This is a genomic window from Actinosynnema sp. NPDC020468, assembly GCF_040642015.1.
In the GTDB taxonomy this organism is placed as follows: Bacteria; Actinomycetota; Actinomycetes; order Mycobacteriales; family Pseudonocardiaceae; genus Actinosynnema.
Genome location: NZ_JBFAEO010000031.1, coordinates 1 through 19,943, shown reverse-complemented (window position 1 = coordinate 19,943; position 19,943 = coordinate 1). Strand labels below are relative to the sequence as shown.

Genomic DNA, 19,943 nt, shown 5'->3' with positions numbered 1-19,943 from the left:
CTCACGTGTGGGACACAAGTACCAACGGCGACTGGGCCGAACCCCGTACTAGTGCGGGGACGTGCGGAAGGTCTCGTAGTCCGCCACCGTGCGGACGCCGTGGTCCAGCACCGCCGTGTAGATGCCGAAGCTGCTGTACCCCGGCCGTCCCGTCCAAGCCTGCTTCAGCTCCAGGATGGCCAGCCGGGTCTCCGGGGTCAGCCGGGGCGGCAGGGTGCGGACGTGGGTCAGGTCCGGCTGGCGCGACGGGTCGTCGACGAACCAGAGGTCCAGCGTCCACGTCTCGCCGTCCGCGTCGCGGTAGTGCGGGCCGAGGTACAGGCCGTCGGGGTACGCCTCCGGCTCCTGGTTCCAACTGCCCGCGTCGTTGCGGAACCGGACCGAGCCCACGCGCGGGTGCCGCGCCAGTCGCGCGCCCAGCGCCGTCACCGCGGCCAGGTCGAGCGAGGCGCACGCCACGGTGATGTCGATGTCCCGCTGGTACATCAGCCCCAACGCCGAACTGCCGGTGCGGACCGGGTCGCCCAGTTCCGCCAGCGCGGACATCAGGTCGAGGTCCGCCACCACCTCGTCGGCCCGGGCCTGCACCGCGTCCTGTCGCGCCAGGAGATCCACGCGTGCCACGGTAGTCACCGCCGGCGGGCGGCGAACAGCAGCACGAGACCCGCCGCCGACAGGACCAGTCCGATGGCGAACGCGCTGCGGTAGCCGAAGTGCTGGGCCACGCCCACCAGCGGTCCGGCCAGCATCAGGCTGACCTTGTTCGTGTTGGTGAACACCGTCGTCGCGTACCCCGGCCGGTCCGGCGCGAGGTCCTGGAAGTAGGAGATGCCCACGCCCATCACCGCCGAGATGACCACCGCGTGCAGCGCCTGCGCCGCCGCCACCTGCCACGACGTGGTCGCGAGCAGCACGACCCCGTGGTAGGCCAACGCGACCGCGCCGCCCGCCAGCACCAGCCGGCGCAGGTCGATCCGCATCGCGAGCCACCCGAACCCGAGCATCAGCGGGATCTCCAGGAACGCGCACAACCCGAGGATCAGGCCCGCGTCACCGGTGGTGCCGCCCAACTCGTCGGTCACGAACAGCGGCATGGCGGTCACCGTCACGCCGGTCGCGCCCTGCAACAGCACGAACGCCGCCGCGGCCAGCAGCAACTCGGTCCGCGCACCGCGCACGTCGGCGACCGGCGCGGCCGCGGTCGTCGGCAGCCCCAGCTCCGGCAGGAACGCGAACGCCAGCACCGCGCCCACCAGGTACACCCCGGCGCTGACCAGGAACAACCCGTTGAACCCGGTCCCCGCGATCAGCAGCGCCGCCACCGGCGGGCCGCCCACCCAGGCGACCGACATCATCACCCGCAACGTGCTGGTCGCGAGCGGCGCGCGGGGTGAGCCGGCCAGCAACTGCCGCCCGTAGGCGAACATCTGCGGCATCAGGCAGGACGCCACCGCGAACAGGGTCAGCTGCACGCCGAGCAGCGCCCAGTAGTTCCGCAGCACGGCGAACAGCACGAACCCCACCGCGCCGACCACCGACGCGCCCACGAGCAGCGCCCGGCGCACGGCCCGCCGGTCCGACCAGCGGCCGATGAGGGTGCTCGCCACCAGCGCGGCGAGCGAGGAGGTCAGCAGGAACGCGCCCACCTCGACCGGGCCGCTGTCCAACTCCTTGATCAGGAACAACGACAGGAACGGTCCGGCGAGCGCGTACCCGACCCCGGTGAGCAGCCCCACCGACAGCAACGGGACGAAGGACCGGGAACGGGCGGGTGCGGGTGTTTCGGTCGCTACGGCCACACCGGGCATCCTCGCCGCCGGCGTCGGCGACGAGGAACCCGTTTTCCGCCATTCGGACCCGTGAGAGCGGTCACCTACACCGGCCGGGCCGCCAGCACCGCCATGTCCAGCGCGAGCGGGCGCACGTCGGTCAGCTCGAACCCGTTGGCGCGCAACAACTCCCGGTACTCCCCCGGTGACCGCTCGCGACCCTGCACGTTGTTGACCATCATGTGCACGTCGTAGGCCAGCGGCAACGGCTCGAGGTGGGTCTCCGGCACCGGCCGTTCCACGAGCACCAGCGTCGCGGGCCCGGTGATCGCGGACCGGATGTTGCGCAGGATGGTCGAGCACCGCTCGTCGTCCCAGTCGTGAAGGATCCGCGACAGCAGGTAGAGCGAGCCGCCGGCGGGCACCGGGTCGCGGAAGAAGTCGCCCTCCGCCAACGAGACCCGGTCCCGGCAGCCGTACCCGTCGAGCACCGCGCCCGCCGTGGCGATCACGTGCGGCCGGTCGAACAGCACGCCGCGCAACCCCGGCGCCGCGGCCAGCACGAGCGCCAGCAGGTGCCCGTCACCGCCCGCGACGTCGACCACCGTGCCGCGCTCCGGCAGGTCCAGCGCCGCCGGCACCGCCTTGAGGAACCCGGTGCCGGCCGCCATCGCGCCCTCGAACAGCCGCGCGTCGGCGGGGTTCGCCGCGAAGTGGTCGAACGGCTCCGCGCCGAACACCTCGGTGAACGCGCACTCCCCCGTCCGCACGGTGTGCAGCAACTGCCCGAACGAGCGGTAGAAGAACCCGCCGTACACCCGGGCGAGGTCCCGCTGCGACCCCTCGGCGTCGCTCGCCAGCAACGCGCCGCGCGGGGTGCACGACCACGCGTCGCCGTCCGCCTCGACCACGCCGAGCGCGGCCAGGAAGCGCAGCAGCCGGCGCAGGTTGTCCTCGCGCGCGCCGACCAGCGCGGCGAGCGCGGGCGTCGCCAGCGGACCGGCGGCCAGGTGGTCGGCGACCCCGAGTTCGGCCGCGACCGCCACCGCCTGGGTGCGCCACGCGCCGGTCATCAGCTCCAGCATGTCCCGCCGGTGCCGGTCGGGGAGGCCGAGGTGCTCGTCCAGCAGGTCGGAGCGGCCGGGCAGGTGCAGCTCGATCCGCCCGACGCCGCGGAAGTACAGCACCGAGGCGTCCTCGTGCCCGTTGTAACCGCCGCCGTCGGGCACCAGCCCGCCCGGTCCCACCAGCGTGCGGTGGACGCCGCGCAGCACCAGCGGGTCGTCGGTGCGCGCCTCGAACGCCAGGTGCGACTCGCGGCCGTACCGGTGCTCGTCCAGCGCCAGCGCGCCGTGCACGCCGTCCGGGTCCACCAGCACGAACAGCTCCAGCACCCGGCCGCCGTCGACGTCGCACGACAGGATCCGCACGTCCACCTCGGCCACCGGCACGCCCAGCCGCTCGGCCACCCGCGACCGCACCACGACGCTCGGCGCGTCGACGCCCGGCCGCACGCCCAGCTCCACCAGGTCCCGGCGCGCCCGGTCCACCGAGCACGCCACCACCAGCAACGCGCCGTGCGCGAAGTCCAGGTGGCGGGCCAGGTCGTCGGCCGCCGGCGCGGGCACCGCGACGCCGAGCGCCTCGCGGGTGTCCGCCTTGCGCAGGAACGCGATCAGGTCGTGCACCTGCCCGTGGTCGCGGACGCCCGACGGCGCGGTGCCCGCGGTCACGCGGAAACCGCTTCCAGCTCGGGGTGCAGTTCCACGTCGCACCACCGCAGGAGCCCGGCGATCCGCGGCCTGCCGTCGTGCCGCCACACCATGCTCGCCCGGGTCATCGACCCCGGCGCGGTCACCCGGCTGACGCCGAGCCCGGCCAGCGCCTCCGCCGTGCGCCGGAACTCCTCGCCCACCGCGCCCAGTCCCACGTTCTGAAGGTGGTTCGAGTAGGGCCGCACCAGGTCGACCGCCGCGGCCAGGTCCGGCACCGCGACGACGCGCGCCACCCGGTTGCCCGCGCCGCTCAGCGGCAGCAGCGCGTCGTCCAGCACGACCGTCCACTCCAGACCGTCCGAGGACCACACCCCGCCCGCGTCCGCGCTCGCGGACCGCCACTCGGCGAGCATCCTGCGGTGTTGCAGCACCACCGCGTCCTCGCCCTCGACCACACCGGGCGGGCACTGCTCGGCCTGCTGCCGCATCGCGCCCGCCAGGTGCCTCGCGACCTCGCGGGCGTGCGTCGCCTCCACCAGGTAGACCTGCGGCGACAGGCACGCGTGCTGGTCGTACTCGCTACAGTCCGCCGCGATCCCGGCCGCCACGGCGGCCGCGCCGAGCTGCTCGACGTACCCGGCGGAGACCAGGCCGAACGACAGCTTGTGGCCGTGCTCCTCGTAGAGCTGGTGCGGCCGGACCCTGGCCCGGATCGCGCCGCACGCCGCGTCGTTGCCGTAGGCGATCACCGCGTCGGACCGGTCCAGCGCGCCGTCGAGGTTCGCCGTGTCGTCGCGGCCCCAGTAGGTCGCGATCACCGCGTCCGCGAGCACCGGCTCCACCTCGTGCAGGGTGCGCAGGAACGCGGCCGCGAAGTGCGGCTCCTTGGCCGGGATCTTCGCGATCACCGTCGACTTGACCAGCAGCGCGCGGACCAGCGACCGGCCGGGCAACCCCGGCACGTTGCCGGAGAACACCGCCAGCGTGGTGCGCGGGCCGAACGCGGTGGTGCCGCCGCGGAACCCGTCGAGCACCTCGGGGTCGCCCAGCTCGCGCTCCAGCGCGGCCAACAGCGACTCGGCGCGCAGGGTGCCGATCTCGGCGTCCAGCGCCCGGTCGACGGTCTCCACGGACATCCCGGTGACCACCGCGGCGTTGGCCGCGAACTCCCGTCTGGCCGGGAAACCCCGATCGCACCAGCGGCGCGCGGCCTCGTCGACGGCGGCCACGATCCGCCGCACGGGCAGGTCCCGCAGCCGCCGGTGGGCCTGCTCCAAGCCGGCTTCGACGGCGTCCCAGTCGCGCGGCCGGACGCCGTGCCACTCGTGGCCCGCCGCGGTCAGGGTGAAGGCCTCCCGGTCGAGGTCGGCGGCCCAGTCGGGGATCCACGACACGCTCATGCGCCCACCGTCCCGGCGGTCATCTCGTCCAGGGACAGCGAGCAGCCGCGACTCGTGCCGCCGGCGATGCGGCCCGCGACGGCGACACCGTCGTGCGCGGCGATGGCGCGGTCACCGGTCAGCAGCACGTGCGGGCGGTCGATCAGGCACAGGTCGCGGACCTCCAGCAATCCCTCGCCCTCGGTCAGCAGACCGCGGGTGTGCGGGTCGCGGACCAGCGGGCCGCCCCAGGGCTGGGTCGCGCGCGGTCGTTCGCCGAGCGGTCCGACGGGTCGGTCGCTCGCGTCGTAGAGCTGGTTGGCCAACTCCGTCATGCCGAACAGGTTGCCGAACCGGCGGACGCCGAACACCCGGCCCACCGCGGCGCGCAGGTCGTCCACCCGCATCACCCGCGACCGGCCCTTGAACCCGCCGCCGTCGAACACGCTCGAGCCCTCCGGTAACTCCCAGCGCAGGCCACGCGCCTCCAGCGCGTCGCACGCGTTGACGAACGCGAAGCTGCCGCCGACCATCAGCACCGGCAGGCCCGCCGCGACCGCCGCGTCCAGGCGCCGGGCGAGCAGCGCGTAGTCCACGCCGCCCGGTCCGACGACCCACGTGCTCAGCTCCGGGTCGCCGCAGGTCTCCTTGATGCGGGCCATGTCGAACGCGATCGCCATCTCGGGGTGGTCGAGCTCGGAGGGCGCGAAGACGATCACCACCGGCGGCGGGCCGTCGGGCACCACGAACCGGCGCGCGTTGGTCGCGACCGCGAGGGCCTTCAACTCCAGGCCGAGCTTCGTGTAGCGCACGCTGCCGCGAACACTCCCGGTGGTGCCGCTGGTGCGGAACTCGCGGACCACCGGCGCGTCCGGGAACAGGTGGGGCCCGCGGTCCTTGTACGCCGCGTCGGGCACGCCGACGCCCGGTCCGACCTGCTTCCAGTACCGCGCCACGTCCGGTGAGTTGGCCACGCTCAGCTCGAGCAGCCGCTCGTGCAGCGCGTCGGGGTCCCCGACCCCGTCGACCACCAGCAGGGCGATGTCCTCGAACAGGCGTGCCACGTACGGATCGTCGTGGGCAACAGCCATCGACTGCCTCCATGCGATGAGAGCAATTCGGGGGCGGGCGGCGTGCCAGGGTCCGGGATCCCTTCCGGATCCCGGCGCACACCCGCGTGTCAAACCCGGCCGGGGCGACGACCTGGGCACGCTAGCAACGCGCGCCGGAAACGAACAAGCCCAGTTGCCCGAAGTGGCCGGTGGCCGATGAATTACATTCCGATGGACGCATTCCGGTTCACCCGGTCGCCCCAGGGTCGGACCGGTTCTGGTTGGTGCTGGTCAGCACGCCGAAACGGGCACCGGAGGGGTCGCTGAGCCACGCGGTGCGGCCGACACCGGCGGCGTACACGGCGGGCAGCACGAGACCGCCGCCCAACTCGTCGTTGCGCGCCATCACCGCGTCCGCGTCGGGCACCTCGAAATAGGGCAGCCAGTGCGATTTGCCGTGCTCCTTGCGCACCACACCGCCGAATGAACTGCTGTCGCCGCCGTCCCGCGGCGTCAGGAGCACGTACTCGCCGTCGCCGCCGGGAGTGGGCACGTCGGCGGAATTCCACTCGAGCACAGAATGGTAGAAAGCACGCGCGTCGCCCGGGTTGTCGGTGTGCAATTCCACCCAGGCGAGTGACACCGGATCGGTGACGAGATCAAGCCCGGCGGTGTCGCGCGGCTGCCAGATCGCGAACTCGGCTCCGGTCGGGTCGGTCAGCGCGGCCATCCGGCCGTTGGTGAACACGTCGAACGGCGGCACCCGCACCGCGCCGCCCGCCTCCGCCGCGGCCGCCACCGCGCCGTCCGCGTCGTCCACCCGGAAGTAGACCGTCCACTCGGACCGCGCGCCCTCCTCGGTCAACGGACCGATCGCGGCCACCACGTCCTCGTCCTGCCGGAACACGCCGTAGCCGGTGTCCTCGCCCAGCGGCTCGAACCCCCAGCCGAACAGCGCGGTGTAGTAGGCCACCGCCCGGTCGACGTCGGGGCTGCCGATGTCCAACCAGTTGGGCACACCCGGGACGTAGTCGGTGGAGAGCACGTCACACCTCCTCGGCAGCGGATCGGGCCGCACCACCGTAGTACCGGCGGGTGCGCGGGGCGCGACGGCCCGTGCCCGAAAGCGGGCAGGGGGTGTGGCCGGGTGGTGGGATGGTGGCCATGCTGGACGCCGTGGACGACGAGGTGCCGGGCGACCTGGTCCGGCACGTGGTGCGCACGACCGGCATCCCGCCGGCGACCGCGCACCGGCTCGTGGCCGACGTGATGGGCTACTTCGTCGAGACCGTCGACGAGTACGTCCTGCGCCGGCACGCCGAACTGCGTGCCCGCGGCGTGCCGAACGCGGGCATCTGGGAACGCCTGGCCGCCGAGCTGGACGCGCGCCCGGTCGCCGCGCCACCCCTGTCGCAGCGCCAGTTGCGCCGCATCGTCTACGGCTGAGTCCGGCTACCAGCAAGGAGTTTGGGCGCATGTGCGGAATCGTCGGTTACGTGGGCGCGCGGGACGCCACGCCGCTGCTGGTCGAGGGCCTGCACCGGCTGGAGTACCGGGGTTACGACTCGGCGGGCGTGGCGATCGCGGCCGAGGACGGCGTCGAGGTGGTCAAGACCGCGGGCCGGGTCGCGGACCTGCGGCGGATCCTGCCCGAGGACCTCGCGGGCACCACCGGCATCGCGCACACCCGCTGGGCCACCCACGGCGAGCCGACCGACCGCAACGCGCACCCGCACGTGGACGCCGCGCGCCGGGTCGCGATCGTGCACAACGGGGTGTTCGAGAACTCCGAGCGGCTGCGCGCGCAACTGGTCGCCGACGGCGTCGCGCTGGCCTCGGACACCGACAGCGAGGTGCTGGCCCACCTGGTCGCCCGCAGCGCGGCCGACTCGTTGGAGGACGCGGTCCGCGAGGCGCTGACCCAGGTCGAGGGCACCTACGGGGTGATCGTGATGGACGCCGACCGGCCGGGCGAGCTGGTCGCGGCCCGGCGCGGCAGCCCGGTGGTGCTGGGCGTCGGCGAGCACGAGATGCTGGTGGCCTCGGACGTGGCGGCGCTGGTCCGGTTCACCCAGCAGGTGATCTACCTGGACGACGACGAGCTGGCCACGGTCACCGCCGAGGGCTACCGGACCTCGACCATGGACGCCACCTCGACCACCCGCTCCCCCACCGCCATCGAGGTCGCCTCGGGCGAGTACGAGCTGGGCGAGCACCCGGACTTCATGTACAAGGAGATGCGCGAGCAGCCCGACGCGGTGGACCGGTGCCTGCGCGGCCGGCTCGACCGCCGGTTCATGTCCGCGCGGTTGGGCGGCATCGGCCTGACCGCGCAGGACTACCAGCGGATCCGCCGGGTCAAGCTGCTCGGCTGCGGCTCGGCCTACTACGCGGGCCAGCTGGGCGCGGACCTGATCGAGCAGCTGGCCCGGATCCCGGCCGACGCCGAGCCCGCCTCGGAGTTCCGCTACCGCAACCCCGTGGTGGACCCGGACACGCTGTACGTCGCGATCAGCCAGTCCGGCGAAACCCTGGACACCCTCGGCGCGGTGCAGGAGCTCAAGCGCAAGGGCGGCCACGTGATCGGCGTGGTCAACGCGGTCAGCAGCTCGATCGCCCGCGAGTGCGGCTCGGGCGTGTTCCTGCACGCGGGCCCCGAGGTGTCGGTGGCCGCGACGAAGTCGTTCACCACGATGGCCGTGGCGCTGGCGATGCTGGCGCTGGACCTCGGCCGGGTGCGGGACCTGTCGATCACCGAGGGCCGACGGCTCGTGACGGGCCTGGCCGAGCTGCCCGCCGCGATCGCCGAGGTGCTGGCCTCCGAGGACGCGATCGCCGCCGTGGCGCGGAAGTACGCCGCCGCCGAGCACATGTTCTTCGTCGGTCGGGTGCGCGGGTGGCCGGTGGCGCGGGAGGGCGCGCAGAAGCTCAAGGAGATCTCCTACGTGCACGCGGAGGCCTACCAGGCCTCCGAGCTCAAGCACGGTCCGCTGGCGCTGATCGACCCGCTGATGCCGACCGTGGTGGTCGTGCCGGACGACGAGCTGCTGGCCAAGAACCTGGCCACGATCGAGGAGGTCAAGGCGCGCGGCGGACCGGTGATCGCGGTGACCGACGCCGTGCTGCCCGCCGGCACCGCGTCCGACGTCGTCGTGGTGCCGAAGGCGCACGAGGCGCTGGCGCCGATCACCCACTCGGTGGCGTTGCAGGTGTTCGCCTACCACGTGGCGCGGGCGCTGGGCCGGGACGTCGACCGGCCGCGCAACCTGGCCAAGAGCGTCACCGTGGAATAGCGCGGTCGTCCACCGGGTACTGCCTCCCGGTGAGCGACGTGATCAGCACGAAGATCCCCGCGCGGCTGGACCGGCTGCCGTGGACGAAGTGGCACTGGCGGATCCTGATCGGCCTCGGCACGGTGTGGATCCTGGACGGGCTGGAAGTCACCATCGTCGGCGCGATGGCGGCCCGGCTGGTCGAACCGGGCGCGGGCACGGGCCTGACGGCGGCCACCATCGGCGTGGCCGCCGCTTTCTACGTGGCGGGTGCGTGCGTCGGCGCGCTGGTGTTCGGCCGGCTGACCGACCGGTACGGCCGCAAGAAGCTGTTCCTGATCACCCTGGGCGTGTACGTCGTGGCCACGGTGGCGACCGCGTTCTCGTTCGCGCCGTGGTTCTTCTTCCTGGCCCGGTTCGTCACCGGCGCGGGCATCGGCGGCGAGTACTCGGCGATCAACTCCGCGGTGGACGAGCTGATCCCGGCCCGGTTGCGCGGCCGGATCGACCTGGTCGTCAACGGCACGTACTGGGCGGGCGCGGCGGCGGGGTCGGCGTTGGCGCTGGTGCTGCTGGACACCGACCTGCTGCCGACGGGCGTCGGCTGGCGGATCGGGTTCGGGCTGGGCGCGGTGCTGGGCCTGGTGATCCTGGTCGTGCGGCGGCACGTGCCGGAAAGCCCGCGCTGGCTGTTCATCCACGGTCGCGGCGAGGAGGCCGACGCGCTGGTGGACGGCATCGAGCGGGACGTCCGCGCCGAGACCGGCGAGGAGTTGGCCGAGGTGGACAAGTCCATCGAGATCCACCGGCACGGCACCGTGTCGCTCACCGAGATCGCCCGCACCGCGTTCCGCGACTACCCGCGCCGGTCGATCCTCGGGCTCGCGCTGTTCGTCGGGCAGGCGTTCATCTACAACGGGGTCACGTTCAACCTGGGCACCCTGTTCGCGGACTACTACCACGTGTCGTCCGGCCTGATCCCGGTGTTCCTGATCGTCTTCGCGGTGGGCAACCTGCTGGGACCGCTGGTGCTGGGCCACTTCTTCGACAGCGTCGGCCGCAAGCCGATGATCGCGCTGACCTACCTGGGCTCGGCGGCGCTGACGATCCCGCTGGCCTGGGTGTTCGTCACCGGCGCGGGCGGGCAGTGGGCGTTCCTGGCGCTGCTGGTGGCCACGTTCTTCCTCGCCTCGGCGGGCGCGAGCGCGGCCTACCTGACGGTCAGCGAGATCTTCCCGATGGAAACCCGGGCGCTGGCGATCGCGTTCTTCTACGCCGTGGGCACCGCGCTGGGCGGCATCACCGGTCCGCTGCTGTTCGGCTCGCTGATCGACTCGGGCGACGCGGGCGCGGTGGCCCTGGGCTTCGGCGCGGCGGCCGTGGTGATGGCCCTGGGCGGCGTCGCCGAACTCCTGTTCGGCGTGAAGGCGGAACGCGCCTCCCTGGAGGACATCGCGACCCCGCTCAGCGCCCGCGCCGCCTGAGGCACCACGAGCCGGTTCGGAGCGGCCGACGAACGCCGACGCGCGCGGAGGGCGCGGCCGAAACCCGCTGCCGCACGACCCCGGCGGCGTGCGCCCGACACGAATCCGCCCGGCAGTCCCGAAGGACTGCCGGGCGGGTGTCGGTCAGCGGTGCGGTCGGGTCAGCGGGCGGCGGTGAAGCGGCGGCCGATGTGCTTCGGGTTCTCGATCTCGTCCACCAGGGCCACGGCGTAGTCCTCCGCGCTGATCCAGCTCTTGCCCTCCGCGTCGACCACGAGCTGGTCGCCGCCGAGGCGGTACTCGCCGGTCCGCTCACCGGGTTCGATCGTGCCCGCCGGGCTGAACGCGGTCCACGGCACGTCGTCCACCGTGTTCAGGTAGTCCAGCGCGTCGCCGTGCGAGTGCATGATCGCGAGCAGCCAGTCAGGCAGTCCGGGTGCGTCCCAGACCGCCACGCCGGGCGCGGTCTCCAGGCTGCCCGCGCCGTTGACGACGACCAGCCGCGGTGTCACGTCGAGCGTGCGGAGCGCTCCGACGAGTTCCCGCGCGGCCAACGCGACGTCACCGTTGACCGAGCTGACCACGACGTCGTGCCCGCGCAACTGCTCGGCGTCGGGGTTCGCGACGTCGCCCTCCAGCTTGACGACGTCGGTCCGCTCGAGCTTCGCGGGGTCGCGCAGGACCGCGGTGACGGTGTGGCCGCGGCGCAGCGCCTCGTCCACGACCCTCGATCCGATGGTTCCGGTGGCGCCGTACAGCGCGATGGTGGCCATGGCCGGAACCGTACGTTCGGTTAGCCGAAACGGCCCAGTCACCCGGGTCTGCTCCCACGACGTGGGACCGCCCGGGTCAGCCCTGGTTCTGGCCCTGGTCCGCGGTGTCGTCGGTCGGCTCCTCGATGTGCTTGCGCTTGCGCTTCGGGGGCGGCGGGGTGAGCTCGGCCTCGCGCTCGCGGACCAGGTCCTGACGGGTCTCGTCGCGGGCCACCCGGCGGCTCATCCGGTCGTCCAGCGCCACGAACTCGCCGGTGCCCTCGGCCGCGCCCTCGTCCAGCACCGCGGTGTGCCGGATGACCTCGCGCCGGGCCGAGGTGCGCGCCTTGGTGACCTCCTTCTCGACCTCGGCGCGGGACGTACCGGTGCCCGTCAGCGACCGCCGGGTCGCGATCTCCGCGAGCGCCGACGCCCGGTCGGCCTTCTTGTTCTCCCGCGGCGTCTCGACCTCGATCTGCATCTCGCCGTCGACGGTGGTGTACGAGCGCACGCCCGCGAACCCGACGACGGTGACGTTCTCGTACCCGGTGCGCAGGCGCAGCGCGGCCTGGAGCTCCCGGGCGTAGGTCGCGGTCCGGCAACCCTTGAGGACGATCCGCCTGCTGCCGGCGGGCATCAACCTCTTGCGCACCAACCACTTGTCCAGGGTGTCGACGACCATGCCGCAGAAGGTGGTCTCGCCGCCGTGCGAGTACAGCCAGAGCTCCTCACCCGCCACGAGGTCCTTGATCCCGTCGACCTTCAGCAGCCGTTGACCCTCGTGGATGGCCAACGCCTTGCGGCGGCTGAGGATGACGTCCCGCTTCTCCTGCGTCCACGTGTTGCGCACCAGCGCGACCAACATCGCCCGGTTCCCTTCGTCGGCGGTCCTTCGGTACCCGACAGGACCGTGCCAAGGGACGTGGGATACCGGCGACGGGACACGAAAAGGTTACGGATTCACCGGCCCGCGTTGTAGTGCGCCAGAACCTGAGCGGCGCTCAGCGCGTAGGGGTAGTAGGCGACGAACGCGAGGTTGCCGACGAAGTGCGCGAGCAGCTGGCTCGACCCGAAACCGTTGGTGTAGCCCGCAGTGCTCTCGTACCCGATGCGCACGTACCCGGTGACCGTCTCCGGGTGCGCGCCCGCGAGCGAGGTCATCAGCGCGCCGTCGAGGTAGAGCCGGATGCCGAAGCTCGCGTCGTGCACGCCGACCACGTGGTGCCACGCGCCGTCGTTGAACGCGAACGAGGACAGGATCTCGTAGTTCACGCCGTTGTAGGTGAGGAACCCGATCTTGCCGGACGTGGTGACCACCAACAGGTTGTCCTTCTTGGTCGACGCCCCCGAGATGGTGTCGCCGAACCCGGTGATCACGCCGACGCCCGTCACGGTGCGGAACCACGCCTCGTGGCTCTGGCTGGTGGTCGCGCTGATCGTCAGCGCGCCGGTGGTCGACACGAAGTGCAGCGTGTCGAGCACCGCGTACGCCTGGGTGTCCCGCACGCACGGGTAGGCCGCGACGCTGACCGTCTGCCGGCCGCCCTGGTACACGCCGTTGGCGGCGGACGGGGAGAGGTCGAACGCGGTCGTGCCGGTCGTCTCGTTCAACGGGTAGAAGCGGGTCGGGCTGTCGGCGAGCGGTCGCGTCATGCAGGTGTTCGCGGCCATCGACACGGTGTCCGTCGAGTTGGCCAACGACGCGGTGTACCCGCTGACCGTCGGCTCCGCGCCCGTGTAGACCACCAGCGCGAGCACCGTGCCCAACGCCACCAGCCGCTTCACGCCGTCTCCCTCGGTCGGACGAACAACGACGCCAGCAGCGGCGCCGCGCACAGCGCCAGGCACACCACCCACCACGGCCAGGACATGTGCGCGCCCACCGAGATCGGCAGCCGGCCCTGCCCGTCGACCGCGGTGCTCACCAACTCGGCCACCTGCCCGCCGCGCAGGTCCGCGCTCACCCCGTCCGGCGTGCTCGCCCGGATCGGCAGCAGGCCGGTGGACACGACCGTGGCGCGGGTCAGGCCGTTCTCGCCGAACGTGCCGAGCAGCGTCACGCCGACCAGGGGCCGCAGCCACACCACCGCCACGCACACCACCAGCGGGTAGAGCACGAGCCGCAGCGGCGCCCGCCAGTTCGCGCCCGCGTACCGGGTCAGCAGCCACACGAGCGCGCCGCCGAACAGCAGGATCGGCAGCGCCTTGACCAGCCAGGCCATCCCCCACCACCGGGCGACGACGACGCCGACGAGGTTCGCGTCCCGCACCTGCCACGGGTCCTCGGCGCCGTTGATGTCGCCCCGGGTGCGGGCCACGCCGCCCTCGATCCGGATCACCCGGTGGGTGTGCACGGTGCCGCCGTCGTCGGGGGTGAACGAGACGATGTCGCCCACCGCCAGGTCCGCGATCCGCGTCGGCCGGGTCAGCACCAGCGTGCCGACGGGCGCGGCCACGCCCATGGACGGGGTGTCCACCGAGAACCAGTGGCCGCCCGCGACCCGCCACACCACGGCCGCCGCCGTGCCGCCGATCAGGACCACCGCCAGCAGGGCGAGGACAGCCGTCGGGGCGGCGGGGCGGGTGCCCCGCCGCCCCGTCGTCCGGTTCGGCGTCAAGTCGCGGGTCAGGAGCTGAACGTCCAGGTCAACGGCTGCGAGGCGGTCAGACCCTGGTAGGTGTTGCCGAGCGAGGCGGGCAGCGACACGACGAAGGTGTAGGCCTGGGTCGTGGACGGCGCGAGCGGCGTCAGCGTCTGCGCCGAGGTGAACGCGGCGAGCGTGCCGTTGTAGATCGGCGTGCCGGTGGCGGTGGCCGCGGCGTAGAGCTTGAGGGTCACCTGGGCGCAGAAGTCGGTCGCCGGCGTGATGCCGCTGACCGAGCCCGACTGGGAGCAGGTGCCCGGGGTGAGGGTGAAGGTGGCGGGCGTCGCGGTGCCGTCGTTGGCCAGGGTGACCGTCTTGGTCGCCGAGCCGCCGGGCACCAGCGTCGTGCCGGTGTACTTGTTGATCGTCGCGCAGGTCGCCGAGTTCGTGGCCGAACTCGTGCTGATGCAGGTGTTGGTGCCGTCGGTCTCCCGCAGGATCAGGGAGCCGGTGGTCACCGTGTCGGTGGAGTTGGTGATCGCCGCCGTGAAGGCGGACAGCGTGCCGGTCAACGAGAGGGCCAGCAGCGCGCTGCCGACCAGACCGCCCATCACCGCCAGGACGGCGAACTTGCGGCGGGGCTGCTGACGTCCGGGGTCGGAGCTCATGAACACTGTCCTCTCAGGGCCGGGCCACGGGTGCCCGCTTGCGTTTCCGGGTCGCGCTCGGCGTTCCGGATCCATCCACAATGGACACCGGCTCGCCGCACGATCCTGATACGCACCAGTTTGCGGCTCATGACGCCGCCGCCTCCGGACGGAGATCTCCGCTCTGATCGGACTTTCCGCACCCTGCGTGGGCGCTTCACTCTTCGATGGTCACCCACACGTGGCACCGGCGGGTCAGGGCCACCCGTTGGCGACCCTGAGCCACCGCGCGGTCGATCACTACCGCGTGAAGCCTCACCCGTACTGGTGGACTCCGGCAGATTTTTCGTCTTCTTCGGACAGGAAGCCGCCGGACTGGTGGTGCCACAGCCGGGCGTACGGGCCGCCGCGCTCCAGCAGTTCGGCGTGGCTGCCCTGCTCGACGATCGTGCCGCGGTCGACCACGACCAGGCGGTCCATCCGCACCACCGTGCTCAGCCGGTGGGCGACCACCAGCGCCGTGCGCCCCTCCATCAGCCGCCAGAGCGCCTCCTGGACGAGGATCTCGCTCTCCGAGTCCAGCGCGCTGGTCGCCTCGTCCAGCAGCAGCACCGGCGCGTCGCGCAGGATCGCCCTGGCCAGCGCCACCCGCTGCCGCTGACCGCCGGAGAGCTTCACGCCGCGTTCGCCGACCAGCGTGTCGAAGCCCTCGGGCAGGGCGTCGGCGAACTCGGTGACGTGCGCCGCCTCCGCCGCGCGCCGCACGTCGGCGTCGGTCGCGCCGGGCCGGGCGAAGGCGATGTTGTCCCGCAGCGACCGGTGGAACATCGCCGGGTCCTGCGGCACGTACGCGATCAGCCCGCGCAGGTCGGCCTGGGTCATCCGGGCGATGTCCTGGCCGGCGAGCGTGATCCGACCGGAGTCGATGTCCATCAGCCGCAGCAGCAGCCGGATCAGGGTGCTCTTGCCGCCGCCCGAGCGGCCGACGAGGCCGATCCGCGTGCCGCCGGGCACGGTCAGGTCCAGGTCGGTGAACAGCGGCGGCGCGCCCGCGTGCGCGAACCCGACCCGGTCGAAGCGGACCTCGGCGGGCGCGGCGCGCAGCGGCGTCGGGTCGGGCGGGTCCACCACGCTCGGCGGCGTCAGCAGCAGCTCGGTGAACTGGGCCGCCTCGGTGAGCGAGCTCTCGATCCGCCGGTAGACCTGGTTGAACTCGAACATGATCCGGGTCGCGTTGGAGTAGTAGGAGAACGTCACCACCAGCGCCTCGACCCCGAGCCCGCCGCTCAGCCCGATCGCGAGCAGCAACCCGAGCGCGTTGGTCAGCACGGACGCGGGCGCGACGACGGTGTCGATCCGCAGGTTCCCGTAGTCCCACGACCGGATCGACTTGCGCCGCTGCTCGGCCACCCGCTCGCGGTGCTCGGCGGCCTCCCGCCGCTCGGCCGCGAACGCCCGCACCGTGTCCATGTTCATCAGCGTGTCGGCGACGTGCCCGGACACCCGCGCGATGGCCGCCTCGCGCTCGTCCACCAGCCGCTGCCGGCGGCGGATCAGGGGCGCCACCACGAAGCCGGTCACCAGGAGCAACCCGAGCAGCACCAGGACCAGCACCGGGTCGTAGCGCCACAGCACCACCGACGCGAACCCGAGTGGCACCAGGTTGGCCACGACCGAGAACGCGACCGTGTCCACGAAGTCCTCGAACCGGGACGCGAAGCTCAGCACCCTCTTGGTCAGGCTCCCGGCGAAGTTGTCGTGGAAGAACGCCGCGTCCTTGGCGAGCAGCTCGTCCATCCCGACCACCGCGAGGTGCTCGATCCCCCGCCCGTCGGTCCGGTTGAGGCAGTGCAGCCCCACCCTCCAGAGCACCTCGGCGAACAGCAACAACCCGGCGAACCCGAGGACGTAGGGCAGCAGCTCGTCCACGTGCGCCGTGCCGCCGGTCGCCAGCCGCCCGACGAGCGCGGCGACGACGAGCGGCGAGAGGTACTGGAGGAAGGTGTTGCCCAGCGCGGGGAGCACCAACCCGGGAACGGACACCTTCCGCAGCCGCCACACCTCACGCCCGTAGTACCGCAACGCGAGCACCAACGCGGCCCGCCTGCCCCCACCTCCGGAATCCTCCGACGCACTCATGTGATCCCCTTCCGGCCGCAGGTCGGTGGACCATCCTGCACCCCGGGGCTGGGTCGTGGCGATCGAATATCGCCTTCTGTCCTTTGTGGACTGTAAAGCGCCGACCTCCTGCGTTCTCTTCTTTTCGACCATTTCCCCAAGCGCCCGCATCGACCGCGAATACGCGTGCCTCGACCTCACCGGACGGGTACCGCGCGGCTCCCTTCCGAGAGGTGTTCCACCGTCGCGGACGTGGGATCGACGAGGCGAACAGGCCGCCCTTCTCGAATCCCTCTTCGCGATCGGCCGGCCGCCGGCGCGGGCCGATCAGGTCGAGTGGCCCAGGTAGAGCAGGACGGCGAGGACCCGGCGGTGGTCCTCGTCGGACTCCGCGAGGCCGAGTTTGGCCAGGATCGATCCGACGTGGGTTTCCACGGTGCGGTCGGCGAGTCGCAGGCGGCGGGCGATGCCCAGGTTCGTGCGCCCCTCCGCCATCAGCGCGAGCACTTCCCGTTCCCGCGCGGTGATCCGGGACAGCCGGTCGTCGCGTCGGCGCGAGGTCAGCAGCCTCGTCACGATCTCGGGGTCGAGCGCGGAGCCGCCGGCCGCGACCCGCCGCAGCGCGTCCAGGAAGTTCTCGACGTCGAGGACCCGGTCCTTGAGCAGGTAGCCGAACCGACCGGCGGCCACCAGTTCCACGGCGTGGCGGGTCTCGGTGTGCTGGGAGAGCAGCACGATCCCCAACGTCGGCTGGTCGCGCCGGAGTCGGCGCGCGGCCAGGGTGCCGTCGTCGGTGGACGTCGGCGGCATCCGGATGTCGATCAGGGCCAGGTCCGGGCGGGTGGCGTCGACCGCGGCCACCAGGGTGGGGGCGTCCGCCGCCTTCGCCACCACCTCGTGCCCGGCGTCGGACAGCAGGTGGGCCAACCCCTCCCGGAACAGCGCCGAGTCCTCGCCGATCACGATCCGCATGGCAGGACCGCCTCCACGACCGTACCGGCGCCGTGCGGGCTGGACAGCAGCAGTGTGCCGCCGGCGGCCCGGACCCGGTCGGTCAGGCCGACGAGCCCGGCGCCCGGGCGCTCCTCGGCGCCACCGACGCCGTCGTCGCCGACGCGGATCGTCACCCGACCCGCCGATCGCGTGACGCCCACGGTGATCGCGGTGGCACGGGCGTGCTTCACCGCGTTCGTCACCGCCTCGCCGGCGATGTAGTAGACCGCGGTGGCCACGTCGTCGGGCAGGTCCGCCGCGCACACCACCACCTCGGTCGCGATCGGCAGCCCGTCCGCCAGGCGGGTCAGCGCGTACTCGAGCCCGTCGTCCAAACTGGACGGTCGCAGCCCGTGCGCGATCCGGCGCAGTTCGCCGACGGCGGTCGCCAGTTCGGCCACCGACCGGTCGAGCAACCCGTCGACGTCGACGGCGCCGTCGGTCAGGTGCCGCTGGGCGACCCGCAACGTCGCGCCGAGCGCCACCAGCCGTTGTTGCGCGCCGTCGTGCAGGTCGCGTTCGAGGCGGCGGCGTTCCCGGTACTCCGCGTGCAGCAGGCGGGTCTGGCCCGCCCGCACCTCGGCCAGCGCCCGGCTCACCTCGCTGCGCAACCGCACGACCTCCACCACCAGCGCGCCGGCCGCGGCCACCTCCACGAGCAGGTCCCGCCCGGCCGCGCCGCCGACCAGCCCCCCGATGTCCTCACCGCCCAGGCGCACCGGCACGAGCCGCTCGGGCACCGGCTCGACCACCCGCCCGTCGGCGTCGAAGAGGCCGTCCCGGCCCGGCAACCGGTACACCACCCGCAGGTGCTCGTCCCGCAACACCGAGCGCAGCACCCCCTCCAACTCCTCGGGACGCGCGGTCCCGACGTGCGTGCGCCGGCGGAGGTCGTCGATCGCGGCGAGGGCGGCGCTGCGCGCGGGGTAGACCCGGCGGTCCACCCGGCGTTGCAACCCCCGGCGCAGCGGGGCGAGCAGCGCGGCGCAGACGGCCGTCGCGACGGCCGCCCCGAGCGGCGTGGCGCCGCCCGCCCGCAGGCCCGCGACGGACGAGACCACCGTGTAGACGCCGAGCAGCACGGCGGTCACCAGGCCGTACGTGACGGCGGCGCTCAGGGCCTTGTCGACGTCGTAGAGGTCGTGGCGCAGCACCGCGACGGCGGTCGCCGCGGGAATCGCCAGGAACATCACGGCCAACCCGAACCAGACCACCCGGGTGTCGCCGAACACCAGGTAGCTCACCCAGCAGGACAACAGGGTCGCGGGCAACGACAACGCGCCCAGCGCGAACCACTTCAACCGCGCCCGCACGACGGGCTCGGCGCCGCGGCGGTAGCGCACGACCATCGCGGCGGCGCAGGCGGCGAGCAGGCCGAGGAACACGAACGGCAACCCGTTCGCCAGGACCACGACGACCGCGCGGTACGGCTCCCCCGGCACGACGGGCGGACCGGCCACGTCGCGGAACGGCCCGGGGTCGAACGACTCGGCCACCGCGTACACCGGCGCCACCACCAGCAGCCCGGCCACCACCCACCGCCACCGGCGGCCCAACAACGCGCCGTCCGGGAAGCACAGCATGAGCACCGCGGGCGGCACGTAGAGGAACATCCAGTCGCCCGCCAGCAGGGCGAGGAGCAGTCGCGACTCCGGGAGCACCCCGGTGCCCGCGACGGTCGCGTAGACCTCGCCCAGGCCCTCCCAGACCGCGGCCACCCCGACGACGCCGAGCAGCACGCCGACCCGGTTGCCCGCCCGGCGCGTGGCGACCAGCACGCCCAGGCCGGCGGACGCGAGCGCGGGCCCGGCGACGGCGGCGAAGTGCGCGGCGCCGGCCGGCCGCCCGGAGGCCACGAGCAGGACGACACCGACGAGGGTCGCCATCACCACCACCACGCCGGCGGCGATCGGGGCGACACGGCGAAGCCGATGCACAGGAGAACACGGTAGCGGTCCGGTCCGTTCTCCGTGCCAGTACGGAGAAACGCCTCCGTACCCGCTCGGATCCGCGCGCCGGCCGCGATCCCGAGACTGGGAGCCGAGTTCGGGTTCCGGCGGGTGCGGGTCGCCTCGCTCCGCACCGGGTGCTCGCGCCGACGAACACCGGCGGGGCGGGCCCCCCGCCGGGTTGCCGCCGGGCCCGTCGCGACCGCGGACACACCGATAGCCCCCGCC

17 protein-coding genes are annotated in these 19,943 nt (G+C 72.9%); 3 read left to right on the top strand and 14 right to left on the bottom strand.

Features of this window, described 5'->3' with window-relative positions; genetic code table 11:
* Positions 1-48: 48 nt before the first annotated feature.
* From AB0G50_RS22180 to AB0G50_RS22155, 6 genes are all read right to left on the bottom strand, one after another.
* A complete protein-coding gene (locus tag AB0G50_RS22180) occupies positions 49-615 on the bottom strand; it encodes a hypothetical protein (protein WP_360111664.1) in 567 nt (188 codons plus the stop codon).
* Between the two features lie 14 nt (positions 616-629).
* Entirely contained in the window at positions 630-1,808 is a 1,179-nt protein-coding gene (locus AB0G50_RS22175) for a sugar efflux transporter (protein ID WP_360111662.1), read from the bottom strand.
* A gap of 65 nt (positions 1,809-1,873) precedes the next feature.
* Entirely contained in the window at positions 1,874-3,502 is a 1,629-nt protein-coding gene (locus AB0G50_RS22170) for a methyltransferase (RefSeq protein ID WP_360111660.1), read from the bottom strand.
* Positions 3,499-4,884 carry an acyl-CoA reductase gene (locus AB0G50_RS22165; RefSeq protein ID WP_360111658.1) on the bottom strand — a complete coding sequence of 462 codons (1,386 nt, stop codon included), beginning with the start codon at positions 4,882-4,884 and terminating at the stop codon, positions 3,499-3,501. Before AB0G50_RS22165 ends, AB0G50_RS22170 begins: the two co-directional genes overlap by 4 nt.
* A complete protein-coding gene (locus AB0G50_RS22160) occupies positions 4,881-5,954 on the bottom strand; it encodes an acyl-CoA reductase (protein ID WP_360111656.1) in 1,074 nt (357 codons plus the stop codon). The genes AB0G50_RS22165 and AB0G50_RS22160 overlap by 4 nt, the downstream gene beginning before the upstream one ends.
* A 208-nt stretch (positions 5,955-6,162) precedes the next feature.
* A complete protein-coding gene (locus AB0G50_RS22155; protein WP_360111654.1) occupies positions 6,163-6,960 on the bottom strand; it encodes a VOC family protein in 798 nt (265 codons plus the stop codon).
* Positions 6,961-7,103: 143 nt separating this feature from the next.
* Here AB0G50_RS22155 and AB0G50_RS22150 point away from each other — a divergent pair, with 143 nt between their 5' ends.
* The 3 genes from AB0G50_RS22150 to AB0G50_RS22140 are packed head-to-tail and all read left to right on the top strand — an operon-like array spanning position 7,104 to position 10,671.
* Positions 7,104-7,361: a hypothetical protein gene (locus AB0G50_RS22150; protein ID WP_360111799.1), complete on the top strand. Its 258-nt coding sequence runs from the start codon at positions 7,104-7,106 to the stop codon at positions 7,359-7,361.
* A 29-nt stretch (positions 7,362-7,390) separates the two neighbouring features.
* On the top strand, positions 7,391-9,208 hold the full coding sequence (gene glmS / locus AB0G50_RS22145) for a glutamine--fructose-6-phosphate transaminase (isomerizing) (protein ID WP_360111652.1): 1,818 nt from the start codon (positions 7,391-7,393) through the stop codon (positions 9,206-9,208).
* A 29-nt stretch (positions 9,209-9,237) separates the two neighbouring features.
* Complete coding sequence (locus AB0G50_RS22140) at positions 9,238-10,671, top strand: MFS transporter (RefSeq protein WP_360111650.1); 1,434 nt, start codon at positions 9,238-9,240, stop codon at positions 10,669-10,671.
* Positions 10,672-10,832: 161 nt separating this feature from the next.
* On the opposite strand, the gene AB0G50_RS22135 is transcribed toward AB0G50_RS22140, so the two are convergent.
* The 8 genes from AB0G50_RS22135 to AB0G50_RS22100 form a co-directional block, all read right to left on the bottom strand.
* Positions 10,833-11,444, bottom strand: coding sequence for an NAD(P)H-binding protein (locus tag AB0G50_RS22135; protein ID WP_360111648.1), 612 nt, complete (start codon positions 11,442-11,444; stop codon positions 10,833-10,835).
* Between the two features lie 76 nt (positions 11,445-11,520).
* Positions 11,521-12,288, bottom strand: coding sequence for a hypothetical protein (locus AB0G50_RS22130; RefSeq protein ID WP_360111646.1), 768 nt, complete (start codon positions 12,286-12,288; stop codon positions 11,521-11,523).
* Between the two features lie 95 nt (positions 12,289-12,383).
* Positions 12,384-13,208 (bottom strand): LamG domain-containing protein, encoded by an 825-nt coding sequence (locus tag AB0G50_RS22125; protein WP_360111644.1) that lies wholly within the window; start codon positions 13,206-13,208, stop codon positions 12,384-12,386.
* The gene (locus AB0G50_RS22120; RefSeq protein WP_360111642.1) at positions 13,205-13,966 is read right to left on the bottom strand and encodes a hypothetical protein; all 762 of its coding nucleotides are present in this window, start codon (positions 13,964-13,966) and stop codon (positions 13,205-13,207) included. The genes AB0G50_RS22125 and AB0G50_RS22120 overlap by 4 nt, the downstream gene beginning before the upstream one ends.
* 83 nt (positions 13,967-14,049) lie before the next feature.
* Complete coding sequence (locus tag AB0G50_RS22115; RefSeq protein WP_360111640.1) at positions 14,050-14,676, bottom strand: hypothetical protein; 627 nt, start codon at positions 14,674-14,676, stop codon at positions 14,050-14,052.
* Positions 14,677-14,970: 294 nt separating this feature from the next.
* Complete coding sequence (locus tag AB0G50_RS22110) at positions 14,971-16,794, bottom strand: ABC transporter ATP-binding protein (protein WP_360111638.1); 1,824 nt, start codon at positions 16,792-16,794, stop codon at positions 14,971-14,973.
* 306 nt (positions 16,795-17,100) lie between these two features.
* The gene (locus AB0G50_RS22105; protein ID WP_360111636.1) at positions 17,101-17,745 is read right to left on the bottom strand and encodes a response regulator transcription factor; all 645 of its coding nucleotides are present in this window, start codon (positions 17,743-17,745) and stop codon (positions 17,101-17,103) included.
* Positions 17,733-19,652: a histidine kinase gene (locus tag AB0G50_RS22100; RefSeq protein ID WP_360111634.1), complete on the bottom strand. Its 1,920-nt coding sequence runs from the start codon at positions 19,650-19,652 to the stop codon at positions 17,733-17,735. Before AB0G50_RS22100 ends, AB0G50_RS22105 begins: the two co-directional genes overlap by 13 nt.
* Positions 19,653-19,943 lie beyond the last annotated feature (291 nt).